Raw genomic sequence first — 19,155 nt, 5'->3', positions numbered from 1 at the left:
GATGTCCCTGCAAGAACCAAAGACCGTCGAACTGCACCGTCCAACCGCGCCGATCAAACTGGCGCAAGACGCGACCTGGCCACTGGCTGAGGTAATGGCGCTCTACGAACTGCCCTTCCACGAGCTGATGTTCCGCGCCCAGGAAGTGCACCGCGCCTACTGGCCGGACAGCGACGTTGAACTGGCAACCCTGCTCTCCATCAAGACCGGCGGCTGCGAAGAAGACTGCGGCTACTGCCCGCAAGCCGCGCGCTACGACACCGGCGTGGAAGCCAAGAAGATCCTGGACCTGGACACCGTCCTCGACGCCGCCAGGCAAGCCAAGGACAACGGCGCGACCCGTTTCTGCATGGGCGCTGCATGGCGCAGCCCGAAAGACCGCGACATGGAAAAGGTCGAGACCATGGTGCGCGAAGTGAAGGCACTGGGTCTGGAAACCTGCGCCACCCTGGGCATGCTGGAAGCCGAGCAGGCGCAGCGCCTGAAGGATGCGGGCCTGGACTACTACAACCACAATCTGGACACCGCGCCAGAGTTCTACGACAACATCATCTCCACCCGCGAGTATCAGGACCGCCTGGACACGCTGGGCCACGTGCGCAACGCGGGCCTGAAAGTCTGCTGCGGCGGCATCGTGGGCATGGGCGAAACGCGCGAGTTGCGCGCGGGCCTGATCGCCCAGCTGGCGAACCTGAATCCTTACCCGGAATCGGTGCCGATCAACCACCTGGTGCAGGTCGAAGGCACGCCGCTGTATGGCCTGGACAAGCTGGACCCGCTGGAATTCGTGCGCACCATCGCCGTGGCCCGTATCACGATGCCGAAGGCGCGTGTGCGTCTGTCCGCCGGCCGCCGCGAGCTGGGCGAAGCGGTGCAGGCGATGTGCTTCATGGCTGGCGCGAACTCGATCTTCTACGGCGACAAGCTGCTGACCACCGATAATCCTGAAGCGAACGACGATCGCGCACTGCTGGCAAAGCTGGGCTTGAAGACCCGCGCCACCACGCTGGACTCCGTGCAAAAAGAAGCCTGCGGCTGCTAAGCGCGACCAACACATAAAAAGAGAATAGAGAGAGGCCCATGTTCAAGAAAATCCTGATCGCCAACCGTGGTGAAATCGCCTGCCGCGTCGCCGCAACCGCCCGCCGCCTGGGCATCAAGACCGTGGCCGTGTATTCGGAAGCGGACGCGAATGCCAAGCACGTCGCCGTGTGCGACGAAGCGGTGAACATCGGCCCAGCGCCAGCCAAAGAGTCCTATCTCTGCGGCGACAAACTGATCGCCGTTGCGCTGGCGACTGGCGCGGAAGCGATCCACCCCGGCTACGGCTTCCTGTCCGAGAACGCCGAGTTCGCGGATGCCTGCGCGGAAGCGGGCCTTGTATTCATTGGTCCGCCAGCTTCGGCAATGCGCGCCATGGGTTCCAAGTCCGCTGCCAAGCAGCTGATGGAAAAGGCCAATGTGCCGCTGGTGCCGGGCTATCACGGTGACAATCAGGATGCCGCCTTCCTGCAGGGCGAAGCTGACCGCATCGGTTATCCGGTGCTGCTGAAAGCTTCCGCCGGCGGCGGCGGCAAGGGCATGCGCGTGGTGGAAAGCTCGGCGGCATTTGCCGATGCACTGGCCTCCTGCAAGCGCGAAGCGATCAGCTCTTTCGGCGACGACAAGGTGCTGGCGGAGAAGTACCTGCAGCGCCCTCGTCACATCGAGATCCAGGTGTTTGCGGACACGCACGGTAACTGCATCTATCTGTTCGAGCGTGACTGCTCCGTGCAGCGCCGTCACCAGAAAGTGCTGGAAGAAGCGCCGGCGCCGGGCATGAGCGCAGAGCGCCGTGCCGCGATGGGCGAAGCCGCCGTGGCGGCCGCGAAGGCCGTGGGCTATGTCGGCGCGGGTACGGTGGAATTCATCGCCAACCAGGACGGCAGCTTCTACTTCATGGAGATGAACACCCGTCTGCAGGTTGAACACCCTGTGACGGAAATGATCACCGGCACCGACCTCGTCGAATGGCAGCTGCGCGTTGCCGCCGGCGAGATGCTGCCGAAGAAGCAGGACGAGCTGACCATCAATGGCCACTCCATCGAAGCACGTATCTATGCTGAGAACCCGGAGAAGGGCTTCCTGCCGTCCATCGGCACGCTGCGCCATCTGGAAACTCCTGATTCGGTCAACTTTGAACTGGGCGGCGTGCCCGGCCATCCGGCCGCCGTGCGCGTCGATTCCGGCGTGCGCGAAGGCGATGCGATTTCGCCGTTCTATGATCCGATGATCGCAAAGCTGATCGTCTGGGGCGCGGACCGCAAGCAGGCGCTGGCTCGCATGGCGCAAGCGCTGGCCCAGTACCAGATCGTTGGCCTTGCATCCAATATCGCTTTCCTCAAACGACTGGTCGAAGGCGATGCGTTCTCCAACGCGGACCTGGACACCGGCCTGATCGAACGTAACCACGACGCCCTGTTCCCGCCGGCCCGCTCGGTCCCGGTGGCCGCCGTGGCACTGGCCGCCGTCTCGCTGATCGAAGAAGAGAAGGACAAATCCGCAGCCCAATCCGGCGCCAACAAAGGCGATCCGTGGGGTCAGGCGCTGGGCTGGCGCATGAACTTCCACTATGCACGCAAGCTGGCTTTCAGCGACGAGCATGGTAAAACCTACGAGCCGATGCTGACTTACCTGCCGCATGGCTGGCAGTTTGATATCAAAGGCATCGAGGTCGATCTGTCCCTGCAATCGCAGAATGGCGTTGATTTCAGCATCAAGCTGGGCGACACTTCCGTGCAAGGCACGGTGCGCCGCGATGGCGATGTATTCCACGTCTTCACCGGCGGCGGCCACTTCGTTCTGAACTATAACGATCCGATGGCCCACGCCGGCGAATCGGAAGCAGAGGGAGGACGCCTGACCGCACCAATGCCAGGCAAGGTCGTTGCGGTACTGGCCAGGAACGGACAGGAAGTGAAGAAAGGTGATGCGCTCGTCATCATGGAAGCGATGAAGATGGAACATACCATCTCGGCGCCGCATGATGGCGTGGTAGAGGAAGTGCTGTATGCGGTGGGCGACCAGGTCGCCGACGGTGCACCTCTGCTGGCATTCAAGGCTGCTGCGTAAGGAGGAGACACCATGCGCATTCTGCTGCACAGGGCTGACGGGAAAACCGAGCCCTGGATCAAGGACTTCGCCCGTCATCTGCCGGAGGCGGAGGTCGTGGTGTGGCAAGAGGGCGCGAAATTGCCGCCCTGCGACTACGCCGTGGTGTGGTCGCCGCCCGAGGCGATGCTGCGTGAACTGGCGGAGGTGAAGGCGATCTTCCTCACCGGCGCCGGGGCCGACGCCATCCTCAAGTTCGAACACGAGATTTCGCACGACATTCCCATCGTTCGTCTCAGCGATGCGGGCATGGGCGTGCAGATGGCCGAGTATGTGACGCATGCTGTGCTGCGCCACTTCCGCCGCTTCGACGAATACGAACTACAGGCGCGTCACGGCACCTGGCTGCAGCTGCCGCAGCATCACAAGGAAGACTTTGCGGTCGGTGTGCTGGGCATGGGCGTGCTGGGCATGCGCGTGATCCATGCCGTGAAGGAGTTCGGTTTTCCAGTACGAGGCTGGAGCCGTACTGAGAAGCGCGTCGAAGGCGTGCAGTGCTTCGATGGTCCCGATGGCCTGGATACTTTCCTGCGCGGCTCCAACGTCGTGGTCTGCATGCTGCCGCTGACGCCGGAAACCAGCAATATCCTCAACCGCTCCAATATGTTGAAACTGCCGGAAGGCGCCTACATCATTAATGTGGCGCGGGGAGCTCACGTGAACGAGCCGGATTTGCTAAATCTGATCAAGTCCGGCCATATCGCGGGCGCCACGCTGGACGTGTTCCGCAACGAGCCGCTGCCGGCGCCGCATCCGTTCTGGGAAGAGCAGCGCATCACGATCACGCCGCACATCGCCGCGCTGACGCTGCGCCGCGAAAGCGTGCAGCAGATCGCGGGCAAGATCCGCCAGCTGGAAAACGGCGAACCGATCGCCGATGTCATCAACCGTTTGCATGGATACTGATTATGAGTTTGCCGAAGAAGGTCAAGATTGTTGAAGTCGGTCCGCGCGACGGGCTGCAGAACGAGAAGGGCGATGTGCCGGCCGATGTGAAGATCGAGCTGGTGAACCGCCTGACCAATGCGGGCTTCCCGAATATCGAGGCAGCTTCCTTCGTGTCGCCCAAATGGGTGCCGCAGATGGCGACGTCGAAAGAGGTGATGGCGGCGATCACCCGCAAACCCGGCGTGATCTATTCGGCGCTGACGCCGAACATGCAGGGCTTCGAGGCGGCACTGGCTGCCGGCGCGGATGAAGTGGTGATTTTCGGCGCGGCGTCCGAGGCTTTCTCGCAAAAGAATATCAATTGCTCGATCGCGGAATCGATTGAGCGCTTTGTGCCGGTCGCCAAGGCGGCCAAGGAACACAAGCTGCGCCTGCGCGCTTCCGTCAGCACGGCGTTTGGCTGCCCATACCAGGGCGAGGTGCCGCTGGAGTCGGTGGCCTTCGTGGTGAGCCGCATGCGCGATCTGGGCTGCGATGAAATCGATATTGCCGACACCATCGGTGTGTCGACACCGCGCAAGACACAGGCGGTAATGGAGACGGCGATTCGCGCATTCCGCCTGGATGGCTTATCGGGACACTTCCACGATACCTACGGCCAGGCGCTGGCGAATATCTATGCGTCGATGGAGCTGGGGATTTCGATTTTCCACTCGTCCGTGTCGGGCTTGGGCGGCTGCCCGTATGCCAAGGGCGCGACCGGCAATGTGGCGACGGAGGATGTGATTTACATGCTGAACGGCCTGGGGATTGAAACCGGCGTGGACCTCGACAAGGTTGTCGATGCGGGAATCTTCATTTCGAATTTCCTGAACCGCAAGAGCGCCAGCCGCGCCGGCAACGCTATCGCCGCCAAGCGCGTCGGCTAAAACCCAAGGCGCAAGCCAAGTGGCAGCCACGATGTGGCTGCCACTAGCTTTTTGCTTTCGGGTTTTAAAAAGAAAAAACCCCAGGAGCCGAAACTCCTGGGGTTTTTCTTGAATCTTGGTCGGAGTACAAGGATTCGAACCTTGGACCCTCTGCTCCCAAAGCAGATGCGCTACCGGGCTGCGCTACACTCCGAAGAAGCAAGATAATACCTACCCCCAGCTCATCCGTCAAGTGTCTAAATTCGGGAAGATGTAAAAAGCGCTTGGTGCAATTCTAACAATGTGAGAGGATCGGCACCATGCCGACCCTCGCTATTACCGCCCCGAGGCGGCGATTTGCCGTCGGGATAGCCGTTTCTATCGTACTGCACGCTCTGGTGTTGACCGTGCTGCGTCCGCCTACGCCTGTCGTGGCGCCGGATATACGGCGCTGGTCGACCGAAGTGACGATCCGGCTTTTGCCGCCGCCTCCCGAGCCAGTGGCCAAGCCTGCGCCGGAACCGGAGCCTGTCCCCCAGCCGGAACGCAAGCGTGAGCGGGCGGCCGAGGCGCCGAAGAAGGCGCCGCCGCCACCGCGCAAGCCGCCGGAGGCGATCTACGTGCAGCCGGCGCCGAATGCTGCGCCGGACCTGGTGCGCGAGCCGCGTCCGGCCGAACCGGTGCCGGAAACGCCGCGCTTCGATCCGGAAGCCGCCAAGGCTGCGGCGCGCAATATCGCTGCTTCGCTGGACGAGCCGAAGTCCGACGCGCCCAATGCGCAGGTCAACCGTGTCAAACGCTACCGCGAAACGAAGGAGCAGAAACTGGCGCGGGATATCAAGGATTCCGGCCGGCCGGACTGCAAGGATGGCCTGCCCGGTGGCCTGCTGGCGCCGCTGTACCTGATGATGGAGAAGAAGGACAGCGGCTGCAAATGGTGATTACTCGTCCTTGAGCTGGAGTGCGCGCTCGTACAGCGCGTTCTTCTTCTGTCCCGTGATCTGGGCCGCCAGCGAGGCCGCCTGCTTGACCGAGCACTCGGCCAGCAGGATGCGCAACACACGCTCAGCTTCCGCATCGCCCGCCTCAGCGGCTTCAGGCGCACCGTCCAGCAGCACCACGAACTCGCCTTTCTCGCGATGCGAATCCCCCTTCAGCCACGCCTCGGCTTCGGACAGCGGGCAACGGTGGATTTCTTCAAACAGCTTGGTCAGCTCGCGTGCAAACACGACCTGGCGCGAAGGCTCAAACACCGACGCCAGCGCCTGCGCGCACTCGACGATGCGGTGCGGCGCTTCATAGAACACCATGGTCGCGGTCACGCCCTGCAAGCCCTGCAGATAGCTCTCGCGCTGCTTGGCCTTGGATGGCAGGAAGCCGACGAAATGGAACTGGTCGTTCACCAGCCCACTGGCCGACAGCGCCGCCACAGCCGCCGAGGCGCCCGGCAGCGGCACCACGCGCAGACCTGCCGCGCGCACCGCGTCCACAATGCGCGCACCGGGATCGGACACGGCCGGCGTGCCCGCGTCCGACACCAGCGCAATGCGCTCACCCGCCTGCAGCCGCGCCACCAGCGCCTCGGCCGCCTCGCGTTCGTTGTGCATATGCGCCGCCACCAGTGGCTTGGAAATGCCGAACCGGTTCATCAGCTGGGCCGTGTTGCGGGTGTCTTCGCAAGCGATAGCGTCCACGATGGTCAGCACGTGCAGCGCCCGGAGACTAATGTCAGTAACATTGCCGATAGGCGTAGCCACTACATACAATGTTGCCGTAGGATAGGTCTGGTGCGCGGTCTCGCCGAGGACGGGCAGGGCGGACAGCGGGCTGGAATCGTGAACTGTCATTGGGGGTAGGATGCTGGCAAAAAAGATAAGAATGGCATTACTCATCGCGGCCGCCATCGTGGTTTCTGGCTGCAGCACGCCTTGTAATTCGCCAGGGGCATTGTGCGCGCCTGTTGAGACGCTGACAAGTGCGCCACCACCTCCGAAGCCTGCGCGCCTGGCCGAGCGCATGCCGGAAAAGCCCGCCGAACCGGCTGCCGAAGTACAAACTTACGCCGTCCCCATGCCTGGTGCAATGGGCGCCGCGCCCGAAGCCGCGCCTTCAGACCGGGGCGACGTCCGCATCGGCCTGATGCTGCCGCTGCGCTCCGAAGCGCTGGGCCGCGCGGCGGATGCCGTGCGCGCCGGCTTCATGGCTGCTTATGAACGCGACAAGACCGGCTTCGCCGTGACCGTCGTCGAAACGGGCGAGCCGGCGCAGGACGTGCTGTCCGCCTACGCGACGGCCCAGCAACAGCAGGACATCATCGTCGGCCCGCTGGCCCGCTCGGCCGTCACCGCCGTGGCCACCAGCCCGCTGGTTTCCAGGCCGACCATCGCCCTGAACCATCCCGAAGGCCGCGCCGAGATGCAGCTGCCGCCGCAGATGCTGACGATTGGGCTCTCGATTGAAGACGAGGCAAAGCAGATCGCCGACTGGGCCGCGCAAGATCATCCAAGCGGCCGCGCGCTGGTGCTGTCGGCCGGTTCGGCATGGCAGAAGCGCAGCGCCAACGCCTTTGCCGCGCAGTGGCAGCGCATTGGCGCGCCGGTACGCATCCTGGAACTCAGCGCCAGCAGCGGCTATCTCAGCGATCCTGAACTGGTGGCGCTGCGCGCCCAGCTGCAAAGCGATCCGGTTGATGTGCTGTTTGCCGCGATGGATGTCGACCAGGTCCGCCAGCTGCGCGCCTCGCTGTCGGCCCCGCCGTTGAGCGACATCCCCCTGTATGGCTCGTCCGCCCTGAATCCCGGCCGTGGGCGCTGGCAGCCCGGCCCCGAACTGGATGGCGTGCGGCTGCTGGACCTGCCATGGCTGGTGCAGCGCGATCATCCTGCGGTGATGATTTACCCACAGCCGGAGCAGGCCATGAACGCGGACATGGAGCGCCTGTACGCGCTTGGCGTGGACGCCTTCCGCGTCGCCCGCGAAATCGCCCTGCATCCGGGCACCCGCTTCCGCCTCGATGGCGTGACGGGGCAGCTGACGGTCGACTTCGGCCAGGGCCCATCTTATTTCGAACGCACCGAGCAGCCCGCGGTGTACAAGAATGGCGTTCCCACTCCCCTGATCCAGTGAGCACGCCGCAGCAGATCAAGGGCCTGCTCAGCGAAGATGAAGCGCTGGCCTATCTGCAGGCACAAGGACTCACTCTGGTCGAACGCAATTTCCTCTGCAAGGCCGGTGAGCTGGATCTGATCATGCGCGACGGCCCCGGCCTGGTGTTCGTGGAAGTGCGCCGGCGCGGCACCACGCGCTTCGGCGGCGCGCTCTGGAGCGTGACGCCCGCCAAACAAAAACGGCTGCTGCGGGCCGCCCAGTTCTACCTGCTGCGGTATCATCAACTGCCGCCTTGCCGCTTCGACCTGATCGCCATCGACAACGGCCAGTTACGCTGGCTGCGTAACGTGCTTGAAATAATGTAAGCATTTTTAACAGCGCTTGTCCGGGCCCGTGGGCAGCTGCACTATAATTACGCACACTATGACTAATCAACGCATCCTCCAGCACTTCCACGAAAGTGCCGAAACCAAGATCCAGTCCGCCACCGTCCTCGCGCAGCCGATCGCGCAGGCGATTGAGCTAATGTTCTCCGCTCTCTCCAACGGCAACAAGATTCTCGCCTGCGGCAATGGCGGTTCCGCGGCGGATTCCCAGCACTTTGCTGCGGAACTGGTGGGCCGCTTCGAACGCGAACGCTTCCCGCTGCCGGCGATTGCCCTGACGACCGACTCGTCGATCCTGACCGCTGTTGCCAATGACTACAGCTACCGCGAGATCTTCTCGAAGCAGGTGCAGGCATTCGGCCAGGCTGGCGACGTGCTGCTGGCGATTTCCACGTCCGGCAATTCGGCCAACGTGATGGCCGCCATCGAGGCAGCGCTGGAGCGCGAAATGCGCGTGGTGGCGCTGACCGGCAAAGGCGGCGGCGCTATCGGCAAGATGCTGACCGACGCCGACGTGCATATCTGCGTACCGGCTGAACGTACCGCCCGCATCCAGGAAGTCCACCTGGTGACCATCCATTGCATTTGCGACGGTATCGACGTCGCCCTGTTCGGAGGAGATGTGAATGAGTAAAGCCCGCCCCCTGATGGTAGCCGCCCTGGCTGCCACGCTGGCGAGTAGCCTGACTGCTTGTTTCCCGCTGGTTGTGGCCGGTACTGCATCCGGCACCCTGGCTGCAGCCGACCGCCGCACCTTCGGCGCGCAGACCGAGGACAAGGCCATCGTTGTGAAAGCCGAGGTGAAAATCCCTAATGTGACCGGCGACGCCGGCCACGTGAACGTGAATGCGTTCAACCGCAAAGTGCTGCTGACCGGCGAAGTCCGCGACGAAGCCATGAAGGCCGCGGTTGAAAGCGAAGTGAAGGGCATTGAAGGCGTGCTGTCGGTGGTGAACGAACTGGAGATCGCCGGCCCCGCCAGCTACACCTCCCGTTCCAACGACGTGCTGATCACCACCAAGGTGAAGGCCAGCCTGGTGGACGCCAAGGATATTTCGGCCAACTCCTTCAAGGTCATTACCGAGCACGGTAACGTCTACCTGATGGGCCGCGTGACCCAGCGCGAAGGCACGCAGGCTGCCGAAATCGCACGCGGCGTGAGCGGCGTGTACAAAGTGGTGAAGGTGTACGAGTACATCACCGAAGACGAGTGGAAGCAATACCAGCCTGCTCAGGCCAGCGGCCAGCGGACCCAGGGCTAAGCGGTTTATAATCGTCGGCATGAGTACCAATACTTCTTCCAAAGCATGGATCAAGCCGGCGATTGCAGCTGCTGTCATCGCCGGGATTGGTTTTGCTGCTTACGCATCCCTGAACAACCACACCCCGGCGCCGGACGTGACTTTTGTCGGCATCAAGGGTGAACGCATCACGCCGGCCAGCCTGCGTGGCAAGGTTGTCATGGTTAATTTCTGGGCAACGTCCTGCACCACCTGCGTGGGCGAGATGCCGGAAATGGTCGACACGTACAACAAGTACAAGTCCAAGGGCCTGGAGTTCGTGGCCGTGGCCATGAAGTACGACGCGCCCAACTACGTGGTGAACTTCACCGAAACCCGCCAGCTGCCCTTCAAGGTCGCGCTGGACGTTACCGGCGAAGCCGCCAAGGCCTACGGCGACGTCAACATGACGCCCACCACCTTCGTCATCGACCAGCAAGGCCGTATCATCAAGCGCTACGTCGGCAAGCCCGAATTCGCCGAACTCCACAAGCTGCTGGAAAAGACCCTGCAAGGCTGAGGCGATACGCAGCTCAGCCTTATATGGCAAAATTGTCGAAAAATTAACTTCGACTTGCCAAAAAAGGGGTTAGCGTGGCCAACGTCAATATCAGCTTCACTCAGTCCGCTCTTAATATCGCCGAGAAGGAAAATATAGGCTTCCAGGGCTACACCACCTCGGAAGTCTTTGATTCCATCAGCTAGCTGGCTCAGAGCTTCACGGCGGCGCACATTGCCACTTCCAGCGTCAACGTGTCGCTTAACTCGGCCCACCTGGCCTATTTAGACGGCGCATATGTGGATTACTCGGGCGTGGTGTTTGCCGATCCTAATGCGATGAGCGGCACGGCCTACGCGGCCACGGTGACCGATTACTGGCCTGCCAATTTCAGGACGACCCTCAACGGCCACCTCACCTACAACTACAGTCTCTCCAGCAATGGTACGGCAAGCCTGCAGCCTACCGGCGGCACTATCACCAGCGCCAGCATCGACTCCCTGCTGTTACCGTCCAATCGTCTCTATCCAGTCGATATCGGCAACCAGGGGCTGCAGTTCTTCGGCAATATCTCGGAAAATATTTACGGCGATTTCTCCGGCACCGTCACGAGCATGACCGCCCATGCCGACAAATTCCTCAAGAACGGCAGCGTCACGGGCACATTCGACATCTCCGGGAATGCCGAATCCATTGGAAAAGGCCTGAGCGCAACTGCGGTGTCCGGTGTGATGAACGGTTATTCGCAGCAGTACACCGATGGCAGCGCCGTTGCGGTCAGCGGCGCCTCCATCGAGGTTAACTCGGCGACCTCCTTCGATAAGCAATTGCTGGCCAACGGCGGCAACTGGAGCGGCGACGACACGTTCAACATCACGCTGCCCGCGCAGCTGCCAACGCCCTGGGTGATCGCGTCGGGTGCCGGCAATGACAACGTGTTGGTGCGCGGCGGCAGCGGTGGGCTGTCGGTGGATGCCGGCAGCGGCAATGACCGCATCTCGCTCATCGATGACGGCCACCAGATTACTGGTGGCGACGGCATCGATACCGTGATTCTCGGTGGCGCCCGTTCCGCCTATACGGTGACGCAGTCAGCCGGTACCTACACCGTGCATGCCAATGCGAGCGGCCTCAATGACATTCTCACCAACGTCGAGCGCGTGCAGTTCAGCGATGCGACCGTTGCCTTGGACATCGGCGGCGTCGGTGGACAAGCCTACCGTCTGTACCAGGCGGCCTTCAACCGTGCACCGGATTCTGGCGGTCTCGGATTCTGGATTGCCTACATGGACAAAGGCATGTCGCTGAACGACGCCGCCCAGCAGTTCATGGCCAGCCCGGAATTCAAAACACTGTACGGCACCAACCCAAGCAATGCAGACTTCGTGGATAAGCTGTACCACAACGTTCTGCATCGCGCGGGCGAGGCCGACGGTGTGAAATTCTGGATGGACTACCTGACGACCGGCGGCGGCACACAAGCCAAGGTGCTGGCCTTCTTCGGCGAGAGCCCGGAAAATCAGGCGGCGCTGATCGGCACCATCGGCAACGGCTTTACTTACACGCCATACACGATCTGATATCGCAGCTCGGCGAAGCCTGCGCCGTATTGCGTTACGGAGGTCAGCTGCATCGGGCGCTCCATGCGGCGCGGCAGGAGCGGCTTGCCTTCGCCGAGCGTGATGGAGCCCACCTGGATGATGAGTTCATTCAGCAGGCCGGCGTCATAGAACTGGCCGGCGAGGTCACCGCCGCCGGCGATCCAGATGTTCTTGCCGTCCGCGGCGCGCGCCATGTCGGCGTGGATGGGGCGCACGTCGCCGCGCACGAAGCGGATGTCTGCGCCGGTCACCGGCGCGAGTTCGCGGCTGGTGAAGACCCACACGGGCTGGGAGTAGGGCCAGGGCGAACCGGTTTCTTTCGCGACTTCGTCACCATTCCGCAGTATCCATTCGTAGGTGGTCGAGCCCATCGCGATGGCGCCTACCTCGGCGATGAATTCGGGATAACTGGATTCGCTGACATGCCCGAGCGAGAACAACCACTCCAGGGAATCGTCTTGGGTAGCGATGTAGCCGTCCAGGCTTGCTGCGGAATAGTATTGGGTTTTCATCAAAAGCCAACTTGCGCGGAAATGTAGAAGCCGTCCTGCTTCTTGGGGTTGAAAATGGTGATGTCGCCGAGATTGGCGTACGCCGCCGTCAACGAGAAATTCCGGTTGGGGAACCAGGCGACAAAGACGTCATAGTAATTCTTCTCATTGTCCACACCGAGATTGTGCGGCTTGCGGCGCCATTCAGCGCCGGCGGCCAGCTTGCGCGTCAGCAGATAGGCCGCCGAGATTTCAGGCTCGATGCGGCGGCCGGAATGCAGCTCGCCGCCGAAGCCGAGAATGCCCATCTGATTAGCGCGCGTCGAGCGTAGCGTGGCGTTCAGCAGGAGGCTTTGTTTAAGCAGGATCTTGGTGGCCGACACGTAATAGTCATAGCCTTTGTCGTCGCTCGCACCGAGCTGCTTCACGCTGCTCACACCCAGCGCGCCCAGACCATCAATGCCCTTGTTCTTCTTGTACATCGCGCCCACAGCAATCTGCGGCAACCAGGATTCCTGTTCGTAGAGCGCGTCGCCAGCCACGCGGACCTTGACACCGAAGATGTCCTGCTTGATGCTCAACTGATCGAGCGGCGCGAGGTCGCCTTCGAACTGCTGCTGCGCCAATGAAAGTTCAACACGATCGAAAATGCCGACCGCCACGCCATACGTCTTCAGCGAATAGTCCTGCGTCTTGATGTAGGTGTAGTGCGCGTTGGCGCCCCAGCTGTCGCGCGTGCCGTAGCTGGTAATCAGCGCCCACGGCACAATGCCGCCACCGCCCGCGCCTTCCACTTGCGACACGCCGCCAGTAGCCAGCAGCTTGCCCATCTCGAACATGTGCTCTTCCGATCGGCGGCTGGTGACGATCTCCTCGCGCTCCGGCGCCATTTTGGCCATCAGTTTGTTGGACACGCTGGCCGGTACATGCGCCTGTTCCATCGCGATTTGCAGATCCTCTGCCAAGGCGTTGAACTGGAAGTCGTTAACCTTCAAGTCCTCATGAATCGAATGTAAGTCTCGGTTCTCTTTTTTGCGGACGCAAGGTCCACCGGCAAATTCGCAGAAGTGCTGGCCGAGACGCTTCTTCAATTCGGGAATGTCGGAGTCGGAAAAACTATCCTTGATGCGCGGATCGGCCAGCACCAGGGCCATGAAATTCTCGACGATATTGTGGATGCCTTCCTTGCCGCCCAAGCCACGGTAGACCGAGTCGTCCTGGTAGGGCGCCGTCTGCGCCATGGATAAAGATGAGACGCACAGCAGTGCAGCGCCAAGAATGCGTGCTTTCATGTGTCCTTGTTCCTCGCCGGTCGAAGAACACATGGTAGCTGAGCACGGCGCGAATGGCCGCACATTTATGCCCAACTGATGGGCGTTTTGCCTTGCTGCGACAAATAAGCGTTGGCGCGCGAGAAGGGACGGCTGCCGAAGAAGCCTTTGTCGGCCGAGAATGGCGACGGATGCGGCGAGGTGATGATCAGATGCTTGCGCGGATCCATCAGTGCACGCTTGGCGATCGCATAGCTGCCCCACAGGATGAAGACCAGGCCGTCGCGCTGTTCGGACAGGCGGCGAATCGCGCTATCGGTAAATGTCTCCCAGCCCTTGCCTGCATGCGAACCTGCCGCGCGTGCGCGCACAGTCAGCACGCTATTGAGAAGGAACACGCCCTGTTCGGCCCAGTCCGACAAGTCGGTACGCTGGCGGCCCACGCCGAGGTCCGTCTCCAGCTCACGGAAAATATTCTGCAGGCTCGGTTGCGGGCGATTGCCATCGGGGACGGAAAAGCAGAAGCCCATGGCTGCGCCCGGTGTGTGATACGGGTCCTGGCCGAGAATGACCACCTTCACATCATTGAAGGGTGTCAGGTCGAAAGCGCGGAAGATGTTCTTGCCCGCCGGGCAGCATTGCGTCGATTGGTACTCGGTGCGCACGAAGCTCGTCAGGCCGTCCCAGTAGGGCTTCTCAAACTCCGGCTGGAGCTGATCCTTCCACGACGCTTCGATGCGGACGGTCATGCCTTCGGATACAGGATCATCTGGGTGCAGCGGAACAGGGCAATGGTCTTGCCGTTCGACTTGTCGCTGACGGTGGCGTCCCACACCTGGGTGGTGCGGCCCATGTGCACGGCCTTGGCGCTCACGGTGATTGCACCTTCGCGCGCGGTGCCGAGGTGATTCGACTTCAGTTCGATGGTGGTGAAGTTGTTGGCGCCTTCCGGCAGGTTGGCGAAGCAGGCCAGGCCGCAGGCGGTGTCGGCCAGCGTGACTACGGAACCGGCGTGCAGGAAACCGTTGGGAGCGAGGTGGAACCTGGAGATTTCCATGTCCGCTGTGCAGAGTCCTTCGCCGACTTCAGTGATGCGGATGTTGAGGTGATCGGGCAGAGTGCCCTTGGCGAATTTGTTGGCGTACTCTGCGGTGAAATCCGGATTCATGCGCTGCTCCTTCTAAAGGTTGAATGATATCAACCTTTTCATTTTGTGGAGGAAGCCGCGGCCGAAACAAGGTAGACTAGCGCAATGCCGCATGCCTTTCGTCTCACAAGGATGGAAGGCCCGGACAGGCAAAGCTCACAAGGTGAATTCACGCAACTTTTGGCCCTGCGCGGGCCTTGACGGAGAACAACCTATGAACGAGAAAGAGCAGCTGTCCAGCATCGTGCAGCGCATGGAAGACCTACTCGAAAACAACCGCCAGACCGACTGGGCGCGCCTGCTTGGCCGCGCCCGCGCACTCAGCGTGATGGATTGCTCGGCGGCAAAAGGCGAGATTCTGCACTACTTCGGCGGCGCCGGCTCGATGAGCGACCTGAAGATCAATCCTGAATTTACTGCGCTGCGTACCGAACTGTACGACCTGTGCTACGGCGAGCAGCGCCAGTAATCAATCAATACGCCACGCGCAGCTGCACATAGGCTGTGCGTGGCGCACCTACCATGCGTCCCGCATTGCCGTCCACGTTACGGGTGAAATAGCGCTTGTCCGCCAGATTATTGACGCCAAGCATTACTTCGTAGCCCGACATGCGCGGCATCTTCCAGTTCACTTGTGCGTTCCACAGACGGAAGCCAGGGATCACGCCTGCCGCCGCGTTGGCGGCTTCGGTCACGGTATTGGTCAGATCCGAATACTGCTTGCTCTGGTGGGTGCTGGACAGGTTCAGCGTCCAGTCGCCGATGGCATAGCGCGCGCCGATGGTGTCCGTATTACGCGAGTAGAACGGCACGTCCAGACCGGCCGTGGTGCCGGACTCCTGGATCGCCTTGGTCCAGGTGTAGTTCGCGAACACGTTCAGGCCCGCCAGCACGCTCGCTTCATCAAAGCTGTAGTCGATCGCCGATTCCACGCCATCGTGCTTGGTGGCGCCGATATTCTGGAATACGGCCGGATTGGAGCCCGTCACCTGCAGAATCTGGTTGTCGAACTTCAGGCGGAAGGCGGTCAGCTCAGCGCTGATCTGGCCATTCTTCCAGCGGCCGCCGATTTCGTAGGTGCGGGCCAGCTCAGGCTTGAGCGGATTGGCCGCCGTCTGAGAGTTCAGCTGGATGTTCTGCACCGGACCAAACGAGGTGGTGTAGTTGGTGAACACGGTCAGCGCCGGGTTGACCAGGTAAGCGATGTTCAGCGATGGCAGCGCCTTGTTGTTGTCCGTGCTGAAGGTGGACTTGGCGCTCACGTCCAGGCGGTCGGAGCTGATGCGCTCGAAACGCACGCCCGGCGTGATGCGCCACTTGCCGTAGGCGATGCGATCGTCCACGTAGAAGGAATGGGCGTCGGTGCTGTTATCGAAGGAGGTCGTTGCACCATCCTTATCGGCCGCTACGGTGTGAATGAAGGTATTGTCGTCGCCGCGCTCGCGCAGGAATCGGTAGCCGGCGGTCACATCGTGCGTCAGGTTGCCGGTGGCGAAGCGCTGGGTATAGCGCGGTTCGATGCCGAGCACCTGGTAGTTACGCGGCTGCACAGTGATCTGGGTTTTCGCCGCATTGATCAGGGAGCTCTGGCGGAAACTCTCGTTGTAGTACGCCTTGACCTCGAATTCCTGGGTGGCCGAGATGGTGTTCAGATAGCCAACGTCGGCGCCCTTGCGGTCGCCGTTCCAGAAGTCGGTAGGACGGGTGTTCTGGAATGGATCGGCGTTGTATTGCGCCACCGTCAGACCGCCCGGCGTAAAGGACTTCACATCGTAGTAGCTCAGCTTGCCGTACACCTGGCTGTGCTGGTCGATCTTGTAGCGCCACTTGAAGGCGAAGTCGTTCACCTTCTCATCGGTGCCAACACGCCATTCGCCGCCGCTCATGCCGGAATACATCAGGGCGACGCCAAGGCCGTTGTCCAGCTGGTCCGCCAGGAAGGCGCTGTACTGGGTGTTGTGGCCGCCCTGGCTGAAGTCGCCATAGCGCACCGTCGCTTCACCGACGACGCCCGGCGCGTCCGGAATGGAACGGCTGCGGAAGTTGATGATGCCGCCCACGTTCTGCGGGCCGTAGCGCACTGCGCCGCCGCCGCGCACCACATCCACGGATTCGATATTGTTCAGGCTGACCGGCGCGAAGGACAGCTGCGGCTGGCCGTAAGGCGCCACTGCCAGCGGAATGCCGTCCAGCAGCACAGTCGAGCGCGGCGAGTAGCGTCCCGTCAGACCGCGCACGCCGATGTTCAGCGAAATCGCGCTGCCGGCGGTGCCCGAGTTTTCCGTCGCCTGCACGCCGGGAATACGGCGCAGCACGTCGCCAATGGTCGAGGCGCCGGAGTTATCGATGTCTTCCTTCTGCAGCACCGTGCGCGCGCCAGGGAAGCTCTTCACGCTGTTCTGCAAGCCCGAACCGAGCCAGCTGCCGGTGATCGTAATCGACTCCATCGGCGCCTCCTCAGCCTGCTGCGCGTACACGGCCGGCGCGGCCAGTAGCACCACTGCTGCGGCGATCAGGGATGGTTTGAACGGGAGGACGGAAGCTGCGGAACGTGAACGGGACATGATTAGGCGCAAACTTGACAACAAATGAGAATGATAATACTTCTCATTTGCAAGTTCTGTCAATCCCGGCCTTTGGTAAACTGGCCCGATGGGAGGGCACGCATGCACCTGAGTCTGTGGCACATCTATCTATTGTCGTTCCTCGTCGGAATAGCCGCGGGATACTTTATCAAGCACCGTTGGATAAGTTATCCCCTGGGTTGCCTTGGAGGATGGCTGCTCATTGTTTCTCCCGGATTGCTTGCCATGCTGAGCGCCAATACGGCCGACGCGGCAGGGGCGGCCGAGTGGGTCTTCTGGCTAGTACCCGCTTTACCGATCGCGGCCTGCTGGGGCATTGGCGGCATTTTTATCGGTCGCGTTGTGAAGAATGGGCGAATAAACCAGCCTTAGTGCCGAGGGCAGCTTGCGGGCTACGATATGCTGCTGTCGCAGTTTTTTCTGCAATTTTTTTTCGCCTCCAAATGTCCGGACGAGGCGATCGGCATGATCGCGAGCGAGCGCATCAGCACTGTCGTACCGCGGACCTGACAACGGCTCGCGTAAAAACCGCGGCGCAGACTCATCTGCGCACGCCGTCATAACCCTGGATATGTCCGGCAGGATTGCCATGCTTCGCTGGCTGGAAGATGAGAAGTCCACAACTCCTGGCTTCACCGAGGTGCATGCGGGTATGTACACCAGCGGCGACTAGTGCAATGCCTATGAACTTCGCGCATCGGCCTTTGCTGATGCCGCCTGCGCTTTGCCCGCAGCTCGTTGGCGAACTTATCGACGTCAATCATGCGTTCCTTCCGCAACAAAGTTGGGAAGGTCAGTATCGGTCTAAGCTGCGGGGGGGGATTTTGAGGTAGGACAACGCCAGGGCCGCAAGAAAAGCGGCCCTGGGTGAGGCAGGTCAAATTACGCTTGTTCGAGCAAGCCGTGGGCTTGCTCGTCGGCGTGGTAGGAGGAGCGGACCATGGCGCCGACGGCGGCGTGGGCGAAGCCCATTTTATACGCTTCTTCTTCGAACATCTTGAACACGTCCGGGTGCACGTAGCGGCGCACCGGCAGGTGGCTGTTGGACGGTGCGAGGTACTGGCCGATGGTCAGCATGTCGATGTCGTGCTCGCGCATGTCGCGCATCACTTGCAGGATCTCTTCGTCGGTCTCGCCCAGGCCAACCATCAGGCCGGACTTGGTCTTCACGTGCGGGTACATGGCCTTGAAGTCCTTGAGCAGCTTCAGCGAGTGCAGGTAGTCCGCACCCGGACGCGCTTCCTTGTACAGGCGCGGCACGGTTTCCAGGTTGTGGTTCATCACGTCCGGCAGGCCGTCGGCGAAGATGTTCAGGGCTTTTTCCAGGCGGCCGCGGAAGTCCGGCACCAGCACTTCGATCTGGGTCTTCGGCGACAGTTCCTTGGTCTTGGTGATGCACTCGACGAAGTGGCCGGCGCCGCCGTCGCGCAGGTCGTCGCGGTCAACGGAAGTAATCACGACGTAGCTCAGTCGCAGCTTGGCGATGGTGTTGGCCAGATTCTGCGGCTCATTCACGTCCAGCGGATCAGGACGGCCGTGGCCCACGTCGCAGAACGGGCAGCGGCGGGTGCACTTGTCGCCCATGATCATGAAGGTCGCGGTGCCCTTGCCGAAGCATTCGCCGATATTCGGGCAGCTTGCCTCTTCGCACACGGTGACCAGCTTGTTTTCGCGCAGGATGTCCTTGATCTCGAAGAAGCGCGAGGATTGGGAAGCAGCTTTAACGCGAATCCAGTCAGGCTTCTTCAGGCGCTCCACCGGCTCGATCGGGATGATCTTGATGGGAATGCGCGAAGTTTTGTCGGCGCCTTTTTGCTTGTCACTTGGGTTGTAGGTCATAG

Annotated in this window: 20 protein-coding genes and 1 tRNA gene; 12 read left to right on the top strand and 9 right to left on the bottom strand. The window is 61.5% G+C overall.

From position 1 onward, the window contains the following. Window position 1 precedes the first annotated feature (1 nt). From bioB to AB4Z19_RS23740, 4 genes are read left to right on the top strand one after another with little or no spacing between them, the layout of a single operon-like run. Window positions 2-1,042, top strand: coding sequence for a biotin synthase BioB (bioB, locus tag AB4Z19_RS23755; RefSeq protein ID WP_442036195.1), 1,041 nt, complete (start codon window positions 2-4; stop codon window positions 1,040-1,042). Window positions 1,043-1,080: 38 nt separating this feature from the next. Beyond that, window positions 1,081-3,111: an acetyl/propionyl/methylcrotonyl-CoA carboxylase subunit alpha gene (locus tag AB4Z19_RS23750; RefSeq protein WP_442036193.1), complete on the top strand. Its 2,031-nt coding sequence runs from the start codon at window positions 1,081-1,083 to the stop codon at window positions 3,109-3,111. Between the two features lie 12 nt (window positions 3,112-3,123). Then, the gene (locus tag AB4Z19_RS23745) at window positions 3,124-4,056 is read left to right on the top strand and encodes a 2-hydroxyacid dehydrogenase (protein ID WP_442036191.1); all 933 of its coding nucleotides are present in this window, start codon (window positions 3,124-3,126) and stop codon (window positions 4,054-4,056) included. A gap of 2 nt (window positions 4,057-4,058) precedes the next feature. Next, complete coding sequence (locus AB4Z19_RS23740; protein WP_442027084.1) at window positions 4,059-4,967, top strand: hydroxymethylglutaryl-CoA lyase; 909 nt, start codon at window positions 4,059-4,061, stop codon at window positions 4,965-4,967. A gap of 116 nt (window positions 4,968-5,083) precedes the next feature. On the opposite strand, the gene AB4Z19_RS23735 is transcribed toward AB4Z19_RS23740, so the two are convergent. Continuing rightward, a tRNA-Pro gene (locus AB4Z19_RS23735) sits at window positions 5,084-5,160 on the bottom strand. A 106-nt stretch (window positions 5,161-5,266) separates the two neighbouring features. Between AB4Z19_RS23735 and AB4Z19_RS23730 the strand changes: the two genes are divergently transcribed. Then, entirely contained in the window at window positions 5,267-5,887 is a 621-nt protein-coding gene (locus AB4Z19_RS23730) for a hypothetical protein (protein WP_442027085.1), read from the top strand. Here AB4Z19_RS23730 and rsmI read toward each other — a convergent pair whose 3' ends face one another. Further along, window positions 5,888-6,793, bottom strand: coding sequence for a 16S rRNA (cytidine(1402)-2'-O)-methyltransferase (rsmI, locus tag AB4Z19_RS23725; RefSeq protein ID WP_442027086.1), 906 nt, complete (start codon window positions 6,791-6,793; stop codon window positions 5,888-5,890). It abuts the gene before it with no gap. A gap of 31 nt (window positions 6,794-6,824) precedes the next feature. Between rsmI and AB4Z19_RS23720 the strand changes: the two genes are divergently transcribed. The 6 genes from AB4Z19_RS23720 (at window position 6,825) to AB4Z19_RS23695 (ending at window position 11,799) form a co-directional block, all read left to right on the top strand. Then, entirely contained in the window at window positions 6,825-8,072 is a 1,248-nt protein-coding gene (locus AB4Z19_RS23720) for a penicillin-binding protein activator (RefSeq protein WP_442027087.1), read from the top strand. Further along, a complete protein-coding gene (locus AB4Z19_RS23715; protein WP_442027088.1) occupies window positions 8,069-8,419 on the top strand; it encodes a YraN family protein in 351 nt (116 codons plus the stop codon). The genes AB4Z19_RS23720 and AB4Z19_RS23715 overlap by 4 nt, the downstream gene beginning before the upstream one ends. 58 nt (window positions 8,420-8,477) lie before the next feature. Beyond that, entirely contained in the window at window positions 8,478-9,074 is a 597-nt protein-coding gene (locus AB4Z19_RS23710; RefSeq protein ID WP_442027090.1) for a phosphoheptose isomerase, read from the top strand. Further along, window positions 9,067-9,702 (top strand): BON domain-containing protein, encoded by a 636-nt coding sequence (locus AB4Z19_RS23705; protein ID WP_442027091.1) that lies wholly within the window; start codon window positions 9,067-9,069, stop codon window positions 9,700-9,702. The genes AB4Z19_RS23710 and AB4Z19_RS23705 overlap by 8 nt, the downstream gene beginning before the upstream one ends. 19 nt (window positions 9,703-9,721) lie before the next feature. Next, a complete protein-coding gene (locus AB4Z19_RS23700) occupies window positions 9,722-10,240 on the top strand; it encodes a peroxiredoxin family protein (RefSeq protein WP_442036189.1) in 519 nt (172 codons plus the stop codon). 233 nt (window positions 10,241-10,473) lie between these two features. Continuing rightward, window positions 10,474-11,799, top strand: a complete 1,326-nt coding sequence (locus tag AB4Z19_RS23695; RefSeq protein ID WP_442028939.1) for a DUF4214 domain-containing protein — start codon at window positions 10,474-10,476, stop codon at window positions 11,797-11,799. Here the strand turns inward: AB4Z19_RS23695 and AB4Z19_RS23690 are convergent. The 4 genes from AB4Z19_RS23690 to AB4Z19_RS23675 all read right to left on the bottom strand — a co-directional run bounded on the left by AB4Z19_RS23690 (window position 11,778) and on the right by AB4Z19_RS23675 (window position 14,750). Continuing rightward, window positions 11,778-12,332 carry a dihydrofolate reductase family protein gene (locus AB4Z19_RS23690; protein ID WP_442028940.1) on the bottom strand — a complete coding sequence of 185 codons (555 nt, stop codon included), beginning with the start codon at window positions 12,330-12,332 and terminating at the stop codon, window positions 11,778-11,780. The two genes, AB4Z19_RS23695 and AB4Z19_RS23690, sit on opposite strands and share 22 nt — an antisense overlap. After that, window positions 12,332-13,465: a DUF3034 family protein gene (locus tag AB4Z19_RS23685; protein WP_442028942.1), complete on the bottom strand. Its 1,134-nt coding sequence runs from the start codon at window positions 13,463-13,465 to the stop codon at window positions 12,332-12,334. The genes AB4Z19_RS23690 and AB4Z19_RS23685 overlap by 1 nt, the downstream gene beginning before the upstream one ends. A 203-nt stretch (window positions 13,466-13,668) precedes the next feature. Beyond that, a complete protein-coding gene (locus AB4Z19_RS23680) occupies window positions 13,669-14,331 on the bottom strand; it encodes a uracil-DNA glycosylase (protein ID WP_442030381.1) in 663 nt (220 codons plus the stop codon). Further along, window positions 14,328-14,750 carry a PaaI family thioesterase gene (locus tag AB4Z19_RS23675; RefSeq protein WP_442036187.1) on the bottom strand — a complete coding sequence of 141 codons (423 nt, stop codon included), beginning with the start codon at window positions 14,748-14,750 and terminating at the stop codon, window positions 14,328-14,330. Before AB4Z19_RS23675 ends, AB4Z19_RS23680 begins: the two co-directional genes overlap by 4 nt. A 193-nt stretch (window positions 14,751-14,943) precedes the next feature. Here AB4Z19_RS23675 and AB4Z19_RS23670 point away from each other — a divergent pair, with 193 nt between their 5' ends. Next, the gene (locus tag AB4Z19_RS23670) at window positions 14,944-15,198 is read left to right on the top strand and encodes a DUF6966 domain-containing protein (protein ID WP_442022682.1); all 255 of its coding nucleotides are present in this window, start codon (window positions 14,944-14,946) and stop codon (window positions 15,196-15,198) included. A gap of 4 nt (window positions 15,199-15,202) precedes the next feature. Here AB4Z19_RS23670 and AB4Z19_RS23665 read toward each other — a convergent pair whose 3' ends face one another. The 3 genes from AB4Z19_RS23665 to lipA all read right to left on the bottom strand — a co-directional run bounded on the left by AB4Z19_RS23665 (window position 15,203) and on the right by lipA (window position 19,153). Then, window positions 15,203-17,293, bottom strand: a complete 2,091-nt coding sequence (locus AB4Z19_RS23665) for a TonB-dependent receptor family protein (RefSeq protein ID WP_442036185.1) — start codon at window positions 17,291-17,293, stop codon at window positions 15,203-15,205. A 312-nt stretch (window positions 17,294-17,605) separates the two neighbouring features. Then, window positions 17,606-17,905, bottom strand: coding sequence for a hypothetical protein (locus tag AB4Z19_RS23660; RefSeq protein WP_442022680.1), 300 nt, complete (start codon window positions 17,903-17,905; stop codon window positions 17,606-17,608). Window positions 17,906-18,196: 291 nt separating this feature from the next. Then, window positions 18,197-19,153 (bottom strand): lipoyl synthase, encoded by a 957-nt coding sequence (gene lipA / locus AB4Z19_RS23655; RefSeq protein WP_442022679.1) that lies wholly within the window; start codon window positions 19,151-19,153, stop codon window positions 18,197-18,199. Window positions 19,154-19,155: the final 2 nt, after the last annotated feature.

The organism is Pseudoduganella sp. RAF19 (genome assembly GCF_052114165.1).
Classification (GTDB): domain Bacteria; phylum Pseudomonadota; class Gammaproteobacteria; order Burkholderiales; family Burkholderiaceae_D; genus Rugamonas.
The sequence above is the reverse complement of the archived record's forward strand: the minus strand, read 5'-3'. Positions and strand labels throughout refer to the sequence as shown.